The sequence below is a fragment of the Pedobacter agri PB92 genome (assembly GCF_000258495.1).
GTDB lineage: Bacteria > Bacteroidota > Bacteroidia > Sphingobacteriales > Sphingobacteriaceae > Pedobacter > Pedobacter agri.
Genome location: NZ_AJLG01000003.1, coordinates 1 through 17,140 on the forward strand (window position 1 = coordinate 1; position 17,140 = coordinate 17,140).

General features: G+C 38.7%; 16 protein-coding genes. 4 read left to right on the forward strand and 12 right to left on the reverse strand.

Annotated elements, in window-relative coordinates:
* Nucleotides 1-65 precede the first annotated feature (65 nt).
* From ON09_RS00855 to ON09_RS00880, 6 genes are all read right to left on the reverse strand, one after another.
* Entirely contained in the window at nucleotides 66-680 is a 615-nt protein-coding gene (locus ON09_RS00855) for an ABC transporter ATP-binding protein (protein ID WP_010599173.1), read from the reverse strand.
* A gap of 10 nt (nucleotides 681-690) precedes the next feature.
* The gene (locus tag ON09_RS00860; protein WP_010599174.1) at nucleotides 691-1,173 is read right to left on the reverse strand and encodes a GNAT family N-acetyltransferase; all 483 of its coding nucleotides are present in this window, start codon (nucleotides 1,171-1,173) and stop codon (nucleotides 691-693) included.
* 38 nt (nucleotides 1,174-1,211) lie between these two features.
* The gene (gene lpxA, locus ON09_RS00865; RefSeq protein WP_010599175.1) at nucleotides 1,212-1,997 is read right to left on the reverse strand and encodes an acyl-ACP--UDP-N-acetylglucosamine O-acyltransferase; all 786 of its coding nucleotides are present in this window, start codon (nucleotides 1,995-1,997) and stop codon (nucleotides 1,212-1,214) included.
* Nucleotides 1,997-3,409, reverse strand: a complete 1,413-nt coding sequence (locus ON09_RS00870) for a bifunctional UDP-3-O-[3-hydroxymyristoyl] N-acetylglucosamine deacetylase/3-hydroxyacyl-ACP dehydratase (protein WP_010599176.1) — start codon at nucleotides 3,407-3,409, stop codon at nucleotides 1,997-1,999. The genes lpxA and ON09_RS00870 overlap by 1 nt, the downstream gene beginning before the upstream one ends.
* On the reverse strand, nucleotides 3,399-4,475 hold the full coding sequence (lpxD, locus tag ON09_RS00875) for a UDP-3-O-(3-hydroxymyristoyl)glucosamine N-acyltransferase (protein WP_010599177.1): 1,077 nt from the start codon (nucleotides 4,473-4,475) through the stop codon (nucleotides 3,399-3,401). Before lpxD ends, ON09_RS00870 begins: the two co-directional genes overlap by 11 nt.
* Nucleotides 4,476-4,597: 122 nt before the next feature.
* Nucleotides 4,598-5,821: an HD domain-containing protein gene (locus ON09_RS00880; protein WP_029204021.1), complete on the reverse strand. Its 1,224-nt coding sequence runs from the start codon at nucleotides 5,819-5,821 to the stop codon at nucleotides 4,598-4,600.
* Nucleotides 5,822-5,932: 111 nt separating this feature from the next.
* Between ON09_RS00880 and porX the strand changes: the two genes are divergently transcribed.
* From porX to ON09_RS00900, 4 genes are all read left to right on the forward strand, one after another.
* On the forward strand, nucleotides 5,933-7,486 hold the full coding sequence (gene porX, locus ON09_RS00885) for a T9SS response regulator signal transducer PorX (protein WP_010599179.1): 1,554 nt from the start codon (nucleotides 5,933-5,935) through the stop codon (nucleotides 7,484-7,486).
* A gap of 75 nt (nucleotides 7,487-7,561) precedes the next feature.
* Entirely contained in the window at nucleotides 7,562-7,978 is a 417-nt protein-coding gene (gene tsaE / locus ON09_RS00890) for a tRNA (adenosine(37)-N6)-threonylcarbamoyltransferase complex ATPase subunit type 1 TsaE (protein ID WP_039841704.1), read from the forward strand.
* Between the two features lie 72 nt (nucleotides 7,979-8,050).
* Complete coding sequence (locus tag ON09_RS00895; RefSeq protein ID WP_010599181.1) at nucleotides 8,051-9,277, forward strand: alanine dehydrogenase; 1,227 nt, start codon at nucleotides 8,051-8,053, stop codon at nucleotides 9,275-9,277.
* A 95-nt stretch (nucleotides 9,278-9,372) separates the two neighbouring features.
* Nucleotides 9,373-10,050 carry a M15 family metallopeptidase gene (locus tag ON09_RS00900; RefSeq protein WP_010599182.1) on the forward strand — a complete coding sequence of 226 codons (678 nt, stop codon included), beginning with the start codon at nucleotides 9,373-9,375 and terminating at the stop codon, nucleotides 10,048-10,050.
* Between the two features lie 67 nt (nucleotides 10,051-10,117).
* Here the strand turns inward: ON09_RS00900 and ON09_RS00905 are convergent, their stop codons facing one another.
* The 6 genes from ON09_RS00905 to ON09_RS00930 all read right to left on the reverse strand — a co-directional run bounded on the left by ON09_RS00905 (nucleotide 10,118) and on the right by ON09_RS00930 (nucleotide 17,096).
* Nucleotides 10,118-10,618 (reverse strand): SixA phosphatase family protein, encoded by a 501-nt coding sequence (locus ON09_RS00905; protein ID WP_010599183.1) that lies wholly within the window; start codon nucleotides 10,616-10,618, stop codon nucleotides 10,118-10,120.
* Between the two features lie 104 nt (nucleotides 10,619-10,722).
* The gene (locus tag ON09_RS00910; protein WP_010599184.1) at nucleotides 10,723-12,093 is read right to left on the reverse strand and encodes a RagB/SusD family nutrient uptake outer membrane protein; all 1,371 of its coding nucleotides are present in this window, start codon (nucleotides 12,091-12,093) and stop codon (nucleotides 10,723-10,725) included.
* 10 nt (nucleotides 12,094-12,103) lie between these two features.
* Nucleotides 12,104-15,415 carry a SusC/RagA family TonB-linked outer membrane protein gene (locus tag ON09_RS00915; protein WP_010599185.1) on the reverse strand — a complete coding sequence of 1,104 codons (3,312 nt, stop codon included), beginning with the start codon at nucleotides 15,413-15,415 and terminating at the stop codon, nucleotides 12,104-12,106.
* Nucleotides 15,416-15,506: 91 nt separating this feature from the next.
* Nucleotides 15,507-16,325: a FecR family protein gene (locus ON09_RS00920; protein ID WP_083837927.1), complete on the reverse strand. Its 819-nt coding sequence runs from the start codon at nucleotides 16,323-16,325 to the stop codon at nucleotides 15,507-15,509.
* Nucleotides 16,256-16,528 (reverse strand): hypothetical protein, encoded by a 273-nt coding sequence (locus tag ON09_RS25040; protein WP_010599187.1) that lies wholly within the window; start codon nucleotides 16,526-16,528, stop codon nucleotides 16,256-16,258. Before ON09_RS25040 ends, ON09_RS00920 begins: the two co-directional genes overlap by 70 nt.
* A gap of 58 nt (nucleotides 16,529-16,586) precedes the next feature.
* Nucleotides 16,587-17,096: an RNA polymerase sigma factor gene (locus ON09_RS00930; protein WP_010599188.1), complete on the reverse strand. Its 510-nt coding sequence runs from the start codon at nucleotides 17,094-17,096 to the stop codon at nucleotides 16,587-16,589.
* Nucleotides 17,097-17,140 lie beyond the last annotated feature (44 nt).

Consider the following 17,140-nt stretch of genomic DNA (forward strand, 5'->3'; position numbering starts at 1 on the left):
AAACAATTATAATACAAATTGATGACAAATCAATCAGTCTTCTAGCCTCGAAATCAGGTGTTAAGCTATTTGAAATCAGCTATTTGTAGGTGATTTTGACAAAAATCGTATTCGTGGATTTGATTAGAACCAATTATTGTCAACCGATCTTTTGCAAAATTTTCGATCAATTCATGATACCAGTCTATTCCCTGAACGTCTAAATTGCTGGTAGGTTCATCTAAAAATAAAATTGGAGAATCGGAACAACAAGCCAATGCAAGTTTAGTTCTTTGTTTCATTCCAGATGAAAAGTATTTAATTTCTTTGTTTGCTGATTTTTCAAGGTCGAGAATTCCAATTAGCGATTGCGCATCGACACCAGCGGCAAAATTCTTAAATTTGAAATGGAAATTGATAATCTCTTTTAAGGTAAAAGTTTCTACCAACTCTAAATATGGTGCGGCTAAACTGATGTATTTATAAATATCTTCAACCGGAATATCTGAGCCACCAGCAAACGAAATATCGCCTTCTGAAGGGGTTAAACTTCCGGTTAAAATACTTAGTAAAGTAGACTTGCCTGAACCATTCGGCCCCAAAATCGCATAACTGTTGCCTGAACTAAACTCGGTGCTCATGTTTCGGAAAATCCATTCCTTGTTAAATCTTCGGCCAACATTGTTTAAAGCGATCTTCATTTATTCAGTTTCAAGAATTATTATCCGGCAGGAGATTGGAAAGTGGTTTGGCCATGCAAACACTATTGTCTACACCGACGTATTGGCCATAATTTGGCGTAACTTGATAACCAACCTTTTGATATAAAGCAATTGCCTCGGGCTGTTTCTTACCGGTTTCTAACACACATTCACTATATCCTAATTCTTTGGCCCACTGCTCCAGCTCAGCTAAAATTTTAATAGCAATACCTTGATTTCTGTAATCAGGATGAACGAACATCCGTTTAACTTCAGCTGCGGTTTTTGAAAACGCTTTAATTGCTCCACAAGCAACAGGAATTTCATTTTGGTAAGCAACAATAACCTCTTTTATGGCATCAACCTTATTAAATTGAGCATAAAAGCTGTGTTCATCGCCATCTCTAACTGCTAATTCCTGATCCAACAAAGCCACTAACTGCATGAAATCAGTATGTGCTGAATGGGTTCTGATTAGCTTTAAATCACTCATGGATATCGCTATAAGCTTCTGTGTTTTTTGCTTTGAGTTTAACTGCCCATCCCGAAACCCTTCATCACGCCACGGTTAGAATTTCGAATAAAATCTACGATTTCATCACGAATTTCTGTTGGTTTGAATTCAGCCTCAATCATGTCTAAAGCTTTGGTAACGTTATTGTGTTTAACGAAAAGTACACGGTAAATTTCCTGAATTTCGTCAATTTGCTCATTGGTAAAACCTCTTCTGCGCAAGCCTACCGAGTTAATTCCGGCGTAAGAAAGCGGCTCGCGGGCAGCTTTAACATAAGGTGGCACATCTTTACGAACCAATGAACCACCGGTTACGAAAGCATAAGAACCTACTTTTACAAATTGATGAATAGCCACTAAACCAGCCAAAACAACATTGTTACCAATAGTGATGTGACCAGCCAAAGTAGTACTGTTTGAGAAAATACAGTTATTTCCTACTTCACAATCGTGAGCGATGTGTGAATAAGCCTGTATTAAGCAATTACTGCCAATAACTGTTTTCCATTTATCTTTCGTGCCACGGTTAATGGTTACGCATTCGCGAATGGTGGTATTATCGCCAATTTCGGCAGTCGTAACTTCACCTGCGAATTTTAAATCCTGAGGTTCTCCTGAAATTACTGCGCCAGGGAAAATCCGGCAATTCTTACCGATACGGGCACCATCCATGATGGTTACGTTTGATCCGATCCAGGTTCCTTCACCAATTACAACATCTTTATGTATCACTACAAAAGGTTCAATCACTACGTTTTCGGCAATTTTTGCCTGTGGGTGTATGTATGCTAAAGGTTGTATCATTATTGGGCAGGTTCTGGTTGTTTAACTTTTGAAATTTGGGCCATCATTTCGGCTTCGACAACGATTTTCTCGCCAACCATACCCACACCCTTCATTTGAGCAATTCCTCGTCTGATCGGTTCAAGTAAGTCGCAGCGGAAAACAATAGTATCGCCTGGAAGAACCTGAGCCCTGAAACGAACATTGTCTATCTTTAAGAAATAGGTGAGGTAATTGCTTGGGTCGGGAACAGTACTTAAAACTAAAATGCCACCCACCTGTGCCATGGCCTCAATTTGAATTACACCAGGAAATACTGGTGCACCAGGAAAATGGCCTTTAAAAAACTCTTCGTTCATGGTTACGTTTTTAACGCCCACAACGTGGTTTTTCGAAAGTTCTAAAATTTTATCTACAAACAAAAATGGTTGACGATGAGGCAAAATGTCCATAATCTGAACAACGTCGTATAATGGCTTAGCGCTTGGATCGTACACTTTTTGTATTTTTTTATTTTTCTCTTTTTTAATCGCGGCTTTAATTTTTTTGGCAAAAGCAACGTTAGCAGCATGGCCTGGACGAGCAGCCATAATATGACCTTTCAGGTGCATCCCTACCAAAGCCAAATCGCCAATCATATCCAATAACTTATGACGGGCTGGTTCGTTTTGATAACGCAACTCCATATTATTTAAAATTCCCTGAGGCGCTACATCGATATCAGCACGATTAAATAATTTGGCAAGATGGCTCAACTCATCTTTTGTAACTTCCTTATCCACAATAACAATAGCGTTATTTAAATCGCCACCTTTAATTAAATTGTGCGAAAGTTGATATTCTAGCTCATGTAAAAAACAGAAAGTACGGCAAGAAGCAATTTCTTTTTTAAACTCAGCAATGGTATTGATGCCCGCATGCTGGCTACCTAAAACCGGAGAATTATAATCAATCATACAGGTAAAACGGTAATCATCTAATGGCATGGCCACGATTTCTACCTTTCTGTCTTCTTCTGTATAGGTAATATTATGTGGAATGGTAAAGTATTCACGATCTGCGTTTTGCTCAATCGATCCTGCTTCTTCCAATAAATCAATAAACTGGATAGAACTGCCATCCATAATCGGTGTTTCCGGACCATCAAGTTTAATTAAAACGTTGTCTAAGTCCATACCAATTAACGAGGCCATTACATGTTCAACAGTGCTAACGCTTGCGCCATTTTGAGTAATGGTTGTTCCACGGGAAGTATCGGTTACATTGTCGGCATCCGCATCAATGATCGGGTGTCCTTCTAAATCAATACGTTGAAATTTAAAACCGTGATTTTCAGGCGCAGGGCAAAATGTAAGGGTAACATTAGCGCCGGTATGTAAACCAACACCCGCTGCTGATATTTCTTTTTTAATCGTTTTTTGTCTAACGTTCATTGTGTATTGTATTCTTTTCCAATTCGGCAGTAAGCCTTTTCAATTCTTCTTCTAAGGCGTTAATTCTTTTTTCAACTTCTGGCAAATGCTTAAAAATTACAGAAGCACGCATCCAGTTGCGCAAAGGTTGCGCAGGGCTGCCATGCCATTGTTTATTTTCTTCGGTGATATTAAAATTGATTCCGGCTTGTGCGCCAATTTGAGTGCCTTTTGCTAAGGTAAGGTGACCAGCAATGCCAACCTGACCGCCAACAACACTGTTAGGGCCAATTTTAGTGCTTCCGGAAATACCAGATTGCGCAGCTAAAACAGTGTTTTCCCCGATTTCAACATTATGAGCAATTTGAATGAGGTTATCAATTTTTGCCCCTTTTTTTACAATTGTTGAGCCCATGGTTGCACGGTCGACAGTAGTATTCGCACCAATTTCCACATCATCCTCAATCACTACATTTCCAATTTGTGGAATTTTGTTGTACGTACCGTCTTTTTGCGGAGCGAAACCAAAACCATCACTTCCAATTACCGTATTTGCATGAATAATCACCCGATTGCCGATAACGGAATTATGATAGATTTTTACACCAGGAAAAAAGGTGCTGTTTGCGCCAATTTTTGAGTTTGCGCCAATAAAGGTTTGTGCATTTAACTTACATCCATCGGCAATAACAACATTTTCTGAAACGTAAGCAAAAGCATCAATAAAAACATCTTTACCAATTTTTGCTGAAGGATGAACAAAGGCCAATTTATCAATTCCAGATTGAGCCGCCTGTGCATTTACAGCTTCGTTGTATTTATCTAACAGAATTGTAAATGAGCTATACGGATTATCTACACGTATTAATGTACTGGTATAAGGCTGCGTTGGAGCAAAATCTTTTGAAACGATGACTACAGAAGCCTGAGTAGAATACAAGAAGTTTTCATACTTAGGATTTGAAAGAAAAGACAATGAGCCTTCTTTACCATCTTCTATTTTAGAAAGTTCGGTAACGGCTACATCAGGGTTACCATCAATGGAACCGTTTAAAAACTCGCTTATCTGCTTTGCAGTAAATTGCATCGTACAAAGGTATATGTTAAATTGATATGAACAAAAAAACCTGTAAAGGTTAAACTGTGTATATTTTACACAATAGTAAGACTTAAAACGGCAGTAAAAGTTAAATATTTTGTTAATTAATCTTAAATCCCCCGCGGGTAGCAAAGAATATATTTTTCAACCGTTTTCTGCAGCGACTCCAGGTTGGACAGATCTGAAGCTTTAGCGATATCAACAATATCGTTATTTTTCATCAAAATTTTAATATTTCCAACACCAGCATTGTAAGCCCTGTTTTGAATGGCATCGGTAAAAACAAAGTACCGGGCTTCTTCTGGTTTAATATTCAGTAAATCTATTGTCGCATTTTTCAGAAAATCAACGCGATCCTTTAGTGCCATCTCATTTCCCATTTCTACCTTATATAAATTTCGGGCGGTAAGCATTTGGCAAAGTTTGGATAAGATTTTATCAGGGTGTTTTACCCAAACTTTTACTGCGGCGTAAATATCCTGATCATCGAGATTGGTAAAATGCTCCAGATTTTCATGTTGTTCGAAAAAGTTGGTTTCACTGATATCATTTTTTAAAAAGTAATTTAAGGATGGCGAGGCAAATAGATCTTGGCCAGCTGCAGCTAACTCTTTCGCTCGTTCCAGCAGCTTCACCAAAATCATTTCGCCAGAAATTACTGTTTTATGCAGGTAAACCTGCCAATACATTAAACGGCGGGCGATTAAAAATTTCTCGATAGAATAAATACCCTTTTCTTCGATAACCAAATCATCATCAAAAACGTTAAACATTTTGATAATCCGGTCGAAACTGATGACACCTTCACTTACACCGGTAAAGAAACTATCACGATTCAGATAATCCATGCGGTCTAAATCAAGCTGGCCAGAAATTAATTGGTGAAGAAATCTTTTTGGATAAGTACCATTAAAAACTTCAATGGCATGGCTTAACTTTCCATCGAAATGATCATTCAGATCTTGCATCAGCTTGGATGAAATATCTTCATGTTTAATGCCTGTAACCAATGAATGTTCCAGGGCATGCGAAAACGGACCATGCCCAATATCGTGTAGTAAAATAGCCAGTGTGGCAGCTTCCTCTTCACCTTCGGTAATGATATGGCCTTTACTTCTTAGTACTTCAATTGCCAAACTCATTAAATGCATCGCACCCAGTGCATGGTGAAATCGCGTATGTAAAGCCCCCGGGTAAACCAGGTGAGTCATTCCCAGTTGTTTGATGTAGCGCAAACGTTGGAAATACGGATGTGAAATAACATCGTAAACCAATTCGGATGGAATACTTATAAATCCGTAAACGGGATCATTGATTATTTTCTTCTTATTCAATCGTTAAAAATAGTTAAATAGCTAGATACGGTACAAAAATTGCTATTTTTATTTATAGATTGATTTACCCGCCGAAATAAAAAGGCATTACATACCTATTTTTACAAAAACATGCAAGAAACTAAAATATTGTGGGCCGATGACGAAATCGACTTATTAAAACCTCATATATTATTGTTGAATGATAAAGGTTATGATGTAACTACTTTCACCAATGGAAACGATGCCCTCGAAGCATTTGGAAAAGCACATTTCGACCTTGTTTTTTTAGATGAAAACATGCCAGGCATGAGTGGAATTGAAACACTATCTGCCATTAAAAACCTAAACCCCGATGTACCCGTAGTATTAATTACCAAAAGTGAGGAAGAAAACCTGATGGAAGATGCTATTGGAAGTAAAATTGACGATTATTTAATCAAGCCGGTTAACCCGAAACAGGTTTTGCTAACCATTAAAAAGTTAATCGATAACAAACGTTTAGTAAGTGAAAAAACCTCAATGGCTTATCAGCAAGATTTCCGTCGTTTAGGCATGACGTTAAGCGATCGGTTGAATTATGAAGAATGGATTGAGGTATACAAAAAAATTGTTTTCTGGGAGTTAGAGTTAGAAAAACTGGATGATCCTCAAATGCATGAAATTTTAACCATGCAGAAACAGGAAGCCAATACGCAGTTTTCAAAATTTATAGAAGAAAATTATCTTGATTGGGTACAGAATAAAGATAAATCACCATTGTTATCAAATGAGCTGTTAAAGAAAAAAGCTTTTCCGCATATAAATGATACGACACCGGTTTTTTTCATCCTGATTGATAATTTGCGGTATGATCAGTGGAAAATTATTAATCCTTTAATTTCTGAATATTTTAGGATAGACGAGGAAGATATGTACACCAGTATTCTTCCAACGGCAACGCAGTACGCCCGTAATGCTATTTTTTCTGGATTGATGCCTTTAGATATGGAAAAGCGTTTCCCTCAACTATGGCAAAATGATGATGATGAAGGCGGGAAAAATATGCACGAGGAAGCGTTTCTGGCAGATAACATCAAGCGGAGCTTGAGAAAAGATTGCAAATTTAGCTACAATAAAATTTTAACTTTTGAGCAGGGGAAAGATTTGGTTGAACAAACCAATAATTTATTGCAGAACGATTTCAATGCGATTGTTTTCAACTTTGTAGATATGCTGAGCCACGCCCGTACCGATATGCAAATGATCCGGGAACTGGCGAATGACGATGCAGCTTACCGCTCTTTAACCTTATCATGGTTTGAGCATTCACCGCTTTGGGATTTATTAAAGAAAATTGCGCAAAAACAGGTGAAAGTAATCATCACCACCGATCATGGAACCATTCGGGTGAAGAAACCCGTTAAAGTTATTGGAGACCGGGCAACAAATACTAACCTGAGGTATAAACAGGGAAGAAATCTAAACTTCAATGCGAAAGAGGTGTTTCTGATTAAAAACCCTCACGACGCTTTATTGCCTAAAATTAATATCAGCAGCAGCTATATTTTTGCCCGTGAGGATAGTTATTTCGTTTATCCGAACAACTATAACCAGTTTGTAAACTATTATAACGAAACGTTTCAGCATGGTGGAATTTCTCTTGAAGAAATGATCATTCCTGTGGTAACTTATTCGCCACGATAATGTTTGGCTCCTGAAGGGGAGTGAAAAGGCAAAAGCAATGCAATTATGTATTACTTTTGCCTTTATTTTTTTACCATGGAAATAGCAGTAAAAGATTTATCCGATTTACCTCAGGTTGCCAGTGAGCTTCTTGAATTTGCCTCGAAAGAAAAGATATTCATTTTTGAAGGAGAAATGGGTGCCGGAAAAACCACATTCATTAAAAGCTTTTGTAAAACACTCGGTGTAGAAGATGTAGTTTCGAGTCCTACATATTCTATCGTAAATGAATATGAAAGCCAAAACGGACCAGTTTTTCATTTCGATTTCTATCGGATTAAAGACATCCAGGAAGCTTATGATTTGGGTTATGAAGAATACTTTTATGGTAGCGGGATTTGCCTGATTGAGTGGCCTGAAAGAGTGGCAGAGTTATTGCCTGATCATTATGTAAAAGTTGAAATTTCTGTGAGCGAGGGGAACGAAAGAATTTTCAGCTTATCGAAGGTGTAACAATTAGTTTTCAATTAATTAACAGAATTTCCTTATCTTGAACAACCTAAAACTAATACATTTTTAAACATCATGGCTACAGGATTACGCGAAGGAATGGCCGACATTGCTCGCCAGGGTTTATTGCAAACTCAAGAGGCGACACTAGAAACCAGAAACAGGAAAAATAGCCTGAATATTGGAATACCAAAAGAAATTTCATTTCAAGAAAATAGAATTGCGCTAACCCCACTTTCGGTAGCATTATTGGTAAACAACGGACATAGAGTGGTTTTGGAAAGTGGTGCAGGAATAGCTGCTAACTTTTCCGATTCAGAGTATGCAGAGCAAGGTGCTAAAATCGCTTATGACAAAAAAGAGGTTTTCGATTCAGACATCCTGGTAAAAATAGCACCACCAATGCTGGAAGAAATTGAATTGATGCATAAAGGCCAAACCTTAATTTCTTCACTTCAAACCGGAACATTGAAGCAAGATTATCTAAAAGCTTTGATGCAGAAAAAAATCAATGCTTTATGCTTTGAAAATCTGCGTGATGAAGGTAATGTGCTAAGTGTGGTGCGGGCAATGAGCGAAATTGTAGGTTCTACATCGATTCTGATTGCGGCAGAATATTTAAGTAATGTGACTGGTGGAAAAGGTTTAATGTTAGGTGGCTTCACCGGTGTACCGCCTACAGAAATTGTAATTTTAGGAGCCGGAACAGTAGGAGAGTACGCCGCCAGAACCGCTTTGGCTCTGGGTGCTGAAGTAAAAGTTTTTGATAGCTCCATTTATCGTTTACGTCGTTTACAAAATAACCTTGGGAGTAGGGTTTTTACCTCAGTAATGCAGCCCATCGTTTTAAATAAAGCCATTGTTACCTGCGATGTAGTAATTGGTGCCATTCGTGCCAGCCATGGGCGTAGCCCGTGTGTGGTGATGGAAGAGACTGTCGCCCGGATGAAACCGCATTCAGTGGTGATTGATGTGAGCATTGATCAGGGCGGTTGCTTCGAAACTTCAGAAGTAACCAATCATACCAACCCCATTTTTAGAAAATACGATGTAATACATTATTGTGTGCCAAATATTGCATCTCGTGTTCCACGCACTGCATCGTATGCTTTGACCAATATTTTTGCGCCTATTTTACTAGATATTGGTGAATTTGGCGGTTTGATGAATATGGTTTGGAATAATCCGGGCATTCGTGAAGCCCTTTATATTTATCAAGGTAACTGTACCAATAAAGATCTGGCTGATATGTTTAATTTGCCATTTAAGGATTTGGAATTGTTAGTGGTTTCAAATCAGTAACGATATAGTCGTCATCGCGAGGCACGAAGCAATCTCACAAGCAAATAGATTGCTTCGTGCCTCGCAATGACGACCTAATTATAATATCCACCAAGATGAAAATAAAATTTCTCCTATTCTTACTATCCCTGTCTTTTTCTGCGCTAGCACAAAGCAACTCAGCATCAAAACTGGTTGTTATTAACTCTTATAACCAATATTTAGCTTCAGTAAAAACCAATCCAAATAATGAATTAGTGGAAATTAAGAAGGAAATTCCAAATATCAAGCTGGATATTCGCTACGCCACGAAGAATAATTTTATGAAACAGGTGATGTATAAACAGGCTAGGGCGTTTGCCCGCCGTCCGGTAGTTGAATCACTGAAAAAAATTCAAGAGGAATTAAACAAAAAAGGCTACGGACTGAAGATTTTTGATGGTTATCGACCGTATGCCATCACCGTAGAATTTTACAAAAAAGCAAGCGACAAGAATTTCGTGGCTAATCCGGCAAAAGGTTCTAAACACAATCGCGGTTGTGCAGTTGATTTGACATTGATTAATCTAAAAACGGGAAAAGAAGTAGCGATGGCAACACCGTACGATAGTTTTTCTGCTGCGGCTGCCGCCAGCTATGAGCCCGTAACTCCGGAGGTTAAAAAAAATCGTGAATTTTTAATCGCCACGATGAGAAAGTATAAAATGAATGTCCTTGATAATGAATGGTGGCATTATGATTTTTCTGGCTGGCAAAGTTACGATTTGATGGATATTCCGTTTGAAAAACTATAATGTAGTTGATCGGTTTGAATAATCGCCATTCATACAACAGGATGAGTTAATTAGCTTACATTCTCAACTAAAGATGGTGTGGTCTGCCAAACTGATCCTTTTTCACTTTCGCTTTATCATCTTTTACCGTCAATCGAAAAATATAATCGTAATCATCATCGGTAAGCATTTCCATTGGACGTTTTCCGCCAAAAGCCTCGATAATTTCTAGTACGGTATTAGAGTGGCCGGCAACAATTATGGTTTTACCAACGTAATTTTTCTTCACAGAATCAACCAATGATTTTGGGTCTTTGTAGTTAATTACTTTAGGAATGATGAGTGAATCTAGCGTTTGGTGTGTTCGTTTGTATGGTGTACTAAAGCCCACATCAAATTTTACTTTCTTCAAATAGATTGCTAAATCGGCAGCTCTGATTCTTCCTTCATCAGAAAGATTTGGATCTTTATCTTCAGGGTTTGTTTTGTCTTTCTCCGCGTGGCGAACTACCCAAACTTCGGTGTTTTGCGCAAAAGCTGTTGTTGAGATTAGAAAACTTAGCGAAAAGAATAAAATCAGTCGTTTCATTTTGTAAAGATTAAAAAAAATATTGTTAAACGAAGCTAAAATTGGGCAAAAGAAAACCGGTATCGCTTTTAAACGACACCGGTTAAGTTTTAATTTGCGCTTGCTTAATATCCTGTATTTTGCCAGCCAGATTTATTGTTTACGTTATCAATCTCCGCTTGTGGCACCGGGTAAATCGCTCTAAAAGCGGGGATGCCTGGAAAGATTGTCGGCATTTGACCAGTCCTTACAATATCAAACCACCGATCAGCTTCCAGCGCCAGTTCTAACCGGCGCTCCAAATAAACTGCAGTTCTAAATTCAGCCTGGGTTGTTAAGGTTGCCGCCGTTTTGTTTGTTGCTGCAGCATTGGTCCGTACTGCATTCAATGCTCTAAATGCCTCCGTGTTTCCGTAAGCAACTTCATTTAATGCTTCAGCATACATTAGCAAAACATCCGCACAACGAATTATCGGAAAGTCGCCACTGATCTCAGTTGAATTAGAAACCGGGCTATTAAACTTTCCTGGGCGAGCGCCTGTACCTGTTGTGGCTACCAATGCCCTGCGGTTATCTGTAGTTTCAAAAATAGCCTGAGGAATACTGATGGTGTTGGTATTGTTATTATTTCTATAACGGTTATCCTGGTTTACAGCCTCTTTAACTCCTCCATTTAAATATTGAACAGCAAAAATAACATCCTTACTGGTTTTCATGCCGCTTGGGAAGGTTGTGGTTTGCGGAACAACAGAAAGTACCGTGCCGGCGTAAATAGCAGTTGCAAGCGGCTGTAAGGTAGAAACTACTAGGTCATATCTCTTTTGGTATAAATAAACCTTCGCCAATAATGCAGATGCGGCATAACTAGTTGCCCTTCCACGTTGCGCATCGGCCCATGAAACAGGTAACTTACTAACTGCATCAGTTAAATCGTTGATGATTTGCTGGTAGACCTGTGCAGAAGTTGCCCGAACATTCTCTCTGGCCTCAGCTGTTTTTTGAACCGTTAAAACCAAAGGAACGTTGCCCCACAAACGCGTTAAATTAAAGTAACTTAAAGCACGTATAAATTTTGCCTGGCCAATGATCTGGTTTTTTGTTGCATCGGCCATACTGATACCCGGAGCTCTATCGAGTACGATATTGCTGCGGTAAATCGCTTTATAATGTCCTTGCCAGGATGCTGCCAAAATGTTGTTGGCTGAAGTTTCTGAAAACACTTCAATGGAATTACGGACACCAGCTCCGGATCCCGGATCGTTGTCGGTAACATTATCTCCCCGGATTTCGCCTAAGGTAAGCAGGTTGTTTCCGTACAAACTATCTGTCTGCAAAGCATCATAACAGCTAACCAGGCCGCCTTGTAAGCCTTTTTCATCCACATAAAATGTATTTTCAGTGTACGAATCAAGAGGCTTTAAATCTAAAAACTTTTTACAGGATGTAGCTGAAATAATTAAGCCGCCTGCTATGATTGGTATGATATATTTATTCATGATCTTCATTTTATAAAGTGATATTTAAACCGATTGAAGTTGTTTTAGCCGTTGGGTAAACGCCATAGTCTTCACCATTTGTAGTCGCGGCAGAGCGATTGGTAACTTCGGGATTGTAACCGGTATATTTGGTAAACGTAAATGGATTTTGCATAGAAACATATAATCGCACTTTGCTTAAAGACAGCTTTTTGATTAAATCTGTTGGGAAAGTGTAGCCTAATGCAATGTTGCGGATACGTAAATAAGAACCATCTTCTACATGCCAGGTTGAAGTTGTTCCGTTACTTCCTTTGGCTACACGATTTGCCCTCACATCTTGTCCGCTACCCGGATTGCTTTCAGAAACCCATCTATCCAAAGAGCTGATCATGTTATTCATGTTACCTTCTTTGTTGGCAAAATACCTGCGGGAAAGATTAAGGATTTTGTTTCCGTAAACACCTTGCATCGAAACATTCAAATCAATGCCTTTATATTCTGCAGAAGTTGCAAAACCATAAGTGAATTTTGGCAGGTAATTACCAACAATTTCGCGATCCTTGGTCAAATCAATTACGCCATCTCCATCAACATCTTTAAATTTAAAATCACCCGGTTTCGAAGTATTCAAATCATAATTACCCTGAGTATCCAAATAATGAGGATAAGCGTTTACTTCTGCCTGATTAGCAAAAACCCCCAAAACAACAGGTAGGTAATATGATCCAATTGGCTCCCCAACTCTGGTTAAAAAGTACGCATTGGCAACCGAACCTGTACTGATAATATCGGCATTGCCAGGTCCTAACTCAACAACTTTATTTTTGTTTTTAGAGAAGTTGGCACTTGCGGTCCATTTTACAGCTCCAAATTGTTGTTGCGTACCGAGGTTAATATCGATACCACGGTTATTTACTTTACCAATGTTCTTCAATTCAGTAGAGAAACCTGTGGTTAAAGGCACCGGTACGTTTAGCAATAAATCAGTGGTGTTACTGTTGTAAGCATCAACCGATAAAGTTAATTTATTGTTGAAGAATGCTGCATCGAAACCAACGTTCAATTGGGTTGTTTTCTCCCAGCTTAAATCATCATTTGGCTGCGCAAAAGGAGCTGCACCATTCACAACGCCTGGCGTTCCACCGCCGAAAATGTACCCATAATTGGTCATGGCACCTTGAGCAAGGTAATTCGGAATATTAAAGTTACCGGTTTGACCTAAACTCGCCCTGATTTTTAAATCAGAAATTGCTTTAGCATCTTTCAAGAATTCTTCTTCTGATAATCTCCAACCCACAGAAGCTGATGGGAAATAACCCCATTTGTTGTTTGACCCAAACCTCGAAGATCCATCGGCCCTTACCGAACCGGTGAATAAATATTTGCTTTTATAGCTGTACTGAACCCTGGCAATACCCGAAGCTAAAGACCATTGTTGTCTGGTTGAAGTTCCATTCGTAACTAAACCAGCACTTAAGTATTCAATCTGATCACTGATAAAACCTCTGGTTGCTACGGCATAATTTCCACTCAGATCGTCTTTCTGGTTTGACCAACCTAATAAAGCGCTTAAATTATGATCGCCGAAAGTTTTTGTGTAATTTAAAGTATGTTCTAATAACCAGTTGGTTTCTCTTATTGTTCTAGAACTTGCCTGTGCATCAGATAGTGGATTTCCGGCTGTATTTGATAACGGAATAATTGATGGTCTGAATGTATCTTCCGCACTGCTGAAAATATCGACACCCAACTGAATTTTGTATTTCAGATCTTTGATGATTTCAGCCTCCACAAAGGTACTTCCTGTTAATCTGTTGGAGCCAACATCGTCTTTTTGCAACATGGCCAAAGCAACCGGGTTCCAGGCCTGTGTTTCACCATTACCTGTAATTGTCGAACCGTTTGGCAAAGTGGTTACTTGTCCGGGGCTCCAAGAGTTTTGTGCAAAACTGTAGCTTCCATCGGCATTGTAAACCGGCCAAAGTGGTGAATAATGTAGTGCCGACGCCACAATACCACCGGTGTTTAAGCCATTGGCATTTCCCGCGTTATACGCACCGTTTGCATTTAACCTTTTTTCTTTAATTAAAGATGGCGTAATATTCACACCATATCTGAAAATTCCTTTTTTACCATCCAGGTTAAGTCGGCCGCTGTATCGTTTAAAACCACTGTTTAAAATGATACCATCCTGATCAAAATATTCAAGTGAAGCATAATATTTCATTGTTTCGCTTCCGCCTGCGGCAGAAATTGAATGGTTTTGAATTTTTGCTGTTCTAAAAATTTCATCCTGCCAATCAGTATTCGTTAAACCTTGCTGGCCATTTAAATAAGGAAGAATTTCCGTTGGTATCACGGCACTCGTATTGTTTCCAGAATTGACCAAACGCTGTGCGTTACTATCATTAATGTTGTAATTAATGCGTGGTAAACCTGTTGCCGCGTTTCTTCTGTTAATCGCGTCCATTGCATCAGCATAGGTGTTGTTTCTTGATTCAAGAGTCATTTGTGCATACTGATAGGCATCCATCATATCAATTTTGTGCGCAAGGCTCTGCCAGCCGGTGTAACTGTTTACGCTGATGGCGGCCACCCCTGTTTTACCTTGTTTGGTGGTAATCAAAACCACCCCATTTGATCCACGTGAACCATAAATGGCAGCTGATGATGCATCTTTCAAAACCTCAATGGAAGCAATGTCATTGGTGTTAATGGTATTGATGTTATCATTCGAGATCGGAACACCATCGATTACATACAGTGGATTCGAACCGGCAGTAATGGTACCAACGCCGCGTACTTTAATTGACAATGCACCTCCAGGGGTTCCTGATCCTTGCGAAACCTGAACACCGGCCATTTTACCGACCATCGCTTCTGCGGCATTATTTATCGGCTGGTTTTCTAAATCAGAAGCCTTAATACTGGCAATTGCAGTGGTTACGTCTTTCTTTTTCTGACTACCATAACCCACCACCACAACATCGGTTAAAGATGATGCTGCCGGGTTAAGCTGAATCAGCAAAGTAGCTTGTTCGCCGGCTTTAAGTAAGTAATTTTCAATGGTTTTAGTGGTATAGCCAATAAAAGAAGCACTAATATTGTAGGGTACACCTGCAGATAATCCGGTAATTTGGAATTTTCCATCGGGATTGACCATAATCCCTTTCTTCTCATTGGTTTTGGTATTAAGTAAAACGATGGAGGCACCAATTAGCGGGGCGCCGGTTTCATCTTTTACAATCCCTGTAATCTCTGATGTTTGAGCCCAGGCCGTTGCAGTTACTGATACAATCAGCAAACAAAGCAACAAGTGTTTTGTAAAGTTTCTAAGCATAGTACAATGATTAATTTGTTTGTTTTAGGCAATAGATTCCCCATACTACGTTTAATGGCAGCATAGTTCTTCAGGTAATGTTTGTTTGTTTTTATCTTTTAATTAAGTAACCCTCTGCTACTCTTTCCTTTGTTAGTTTGTTTAGTTCTGTTAGCTCGGTAAGTATTTGGTTTATAGTTTGGTTTAAGTTTACTGTTCCGGTAAAAGACATTGCTGAAAGATCATCGGCATTGAATATAATTTTGGTTTTGTAATGTTGTTCTAGTTTCACAAATACTGCTACAAGCGGAGCCTGGCTAAAAATTAATTCTGATTTGACTTCTTTCTCCGAGTGAATCTGATTCAAGGTTTCTACATTCAATTTGTTGTCCACCCTGTTAAACACCAAAGCATTCCCTGGAAGCAGGATTTTGCTGAACATTGAATTTCTCCCTGCTGAATCAACATCTTTAACCCACACTTTTCCGGTATGGAGTTTTACGGTGATGATTTTGCTTTTTTCATCGGCAACTATAGTAAACGATGTACCTAAGGCGGTTGTAGAAACACCCTTTGCATAAACCACAAAAGGATGCTTTTTATCTTTCTGCACATGAAAATAACTGGTGCCAGATAAAAACACCTCACGTTTTGCTGCTACAAAAGGAAGAGCATACGTTAGTTCTCCACCAGGATAAATTTTAACAGTAGATTGATCAGGAAGGGTAAACTTTTGAATTTTATCAGTGAAATTGTTAATCGATTTAAAACTGATCTGGTTGACTTTGCTGGCCTTCTTTGGTATGAGCTTAGCAACCTTTTCTTTAAAGTCTGGCGTTCGAGAGGCATAAAAACCGATGCCTAGAAACACCAGAACTGCCGCCGCGATTGAGCAAATGGTAAGCCATAAGTGTTTGTGTTTTTTGCGCAATGTTTGTTTTTTATAGCCTCAAACATTAAATCACTTCGCTCGTACGACATGGGGAAATCTTCTGCATCATCCCACTCTTCTTTTTGCACAAAATGATCTGGCAACTCCTCAATTTCCCGCAAATAATTTTCCACCACCAGCTTTTCTTCAGGTGTACATTTATTCTTGAAATATTTATCTAACAGTTGATCAGAAACATTCATATTAAGTAATACGATTGATTTGACCAAAAACCCGTAATGAAGAAAAAATAAATTTGATTTATTTCAAAAATCCCAAAAGGATAAAGAAATAGGCTATACCGGCATATCCGCTAAGTTGCTTTGTAGCTAAAGAAATGTGTTTTTCTACCGTTCGCGGAGATATGGAAAGTTTTTCTGCAATTTCTTTATATGAATAACCATGTAAGCGATTAAGCACAAAAACTTGTTTCCTGGTAGGAGGCAAACAACTCAAAACCATATCCAGTTCTTGTTTTGCCTCGTAAAGTTTTGATTCTGCTGCCGACGTTTCAAGCAAGTCACGGTGATAAATTTGAAGATTCCGGTTATCGTTTGCGATCTTTTTAAAATAATCAAGAAGAGTGCTTTTGGCAATTTTAAAAAGCTGTACATCCAGCGGAAAATCTTCTGATAAGGTATGTTTAAACCGCCAAAGCTTGATAAATGCCAATTGGGTAAGTTCTTCAGCCTGGTTTGCGCAAGCTGTTTTCTTGAAAAAATAAGCGTAAACTTTCCTGTGCCATAGTTTAAAAACTATTTCAAAAGACAAATGATCTCCTTCTATTATATTTTGGATATAGTTTGACACAATGG

Excerpts from the sequence above, each read along its gene's own strand:
- lpxA (WP_010599175.1), bottom strand. The coding sequence starts at position 1,997 with ATGATACAACCTTTAGCATACATACACCCACAGGCAAAAATTGCCGAA.
- ON09_RS00915 (WP_010599185.1), bottom strand. The coding sequence starts at position 15,415 with ATGCTTAGAAACTTTACAAAACACTTGTTGCTTTGTTTGCTGATTGTA.
- ON09_RS25040 (WP_010599187.1), bottom strand. The coding sequence starts at position 16,528 with ATGAATGTTTCTGATCAACTGTTAGATAAATATTTCAAGAATAAATGT.
- ON09_RS00855 (WP_010599173.1), bottom strand. The coding sequence starts at position 680 with ATGAAGATCGCTTTAAACAATGTTGGCCGAAGATTTAACAAGGAATGG.
- ON09_RS00870 (WP_010599176.1), bottom strand. The coding sequence starts at position 3,409 with ATGAACGTTAGACAAAAAACGATTAAAAAAGAAATATCAGCAGCGGGT.
- ON09_RS00860 (WP_010599174.1), bottom strand. The coding sequence starts at position 1,173 with ATGAGTGATTTAAAGCTAATCAGAACCCATTCAGCACATACTGATTTC.
- tsaE (WP_039841704.1), top strand. The coding sequence starts at position 7,562 with ATGGAAATAGCAGTAAAAGATTTATCCGATTTACCTCAGGTTGCCAGT.
- lpxD (WP_010599177.1), bottom strand. The coding sequence starts at position 4,475 with ATGCAATTTACTGCAAAGCAGATAAGCGAGTTTTTAAACGGTTCCATT.
- porX (WP_010599179.1), top strand. The coding sequence starts at position 5,933 with ATGCAAGAAACTAAAATATTGTGGGCCGATGACGAAATCGACTTATTA.
- ON09_RS00900 (WP_010599182.1), top strand. The coding sequence starts at position 9,373 with ATGAAAATAAAATTTCTCCTATTCTTACTATCCCTGTCTTTTTCTGCG.
- ON09_RS00905 (WP_010599183.1), bottom strand. The coding sequence starts at position 10,618 with ATGAAACGACTGATTTTATTCTTTTCGCTAAGTTTTCTAATCTCAACA.
- ON09_RS00895 (WP_010599181.1), top strand. The coding sequence starts at position 8,051 with ATGGCTACAGGATTACGCGAAGGAATGGCCGACATTGCTCGCCAGGGT.
- ON09_RS00910 (WP_010599184.1), bottom strand. The coding sequence starts at position 12,093 with ATGAATAAATATATCATACCAATCATAGCAGGCGGCTTAATTATTTCA.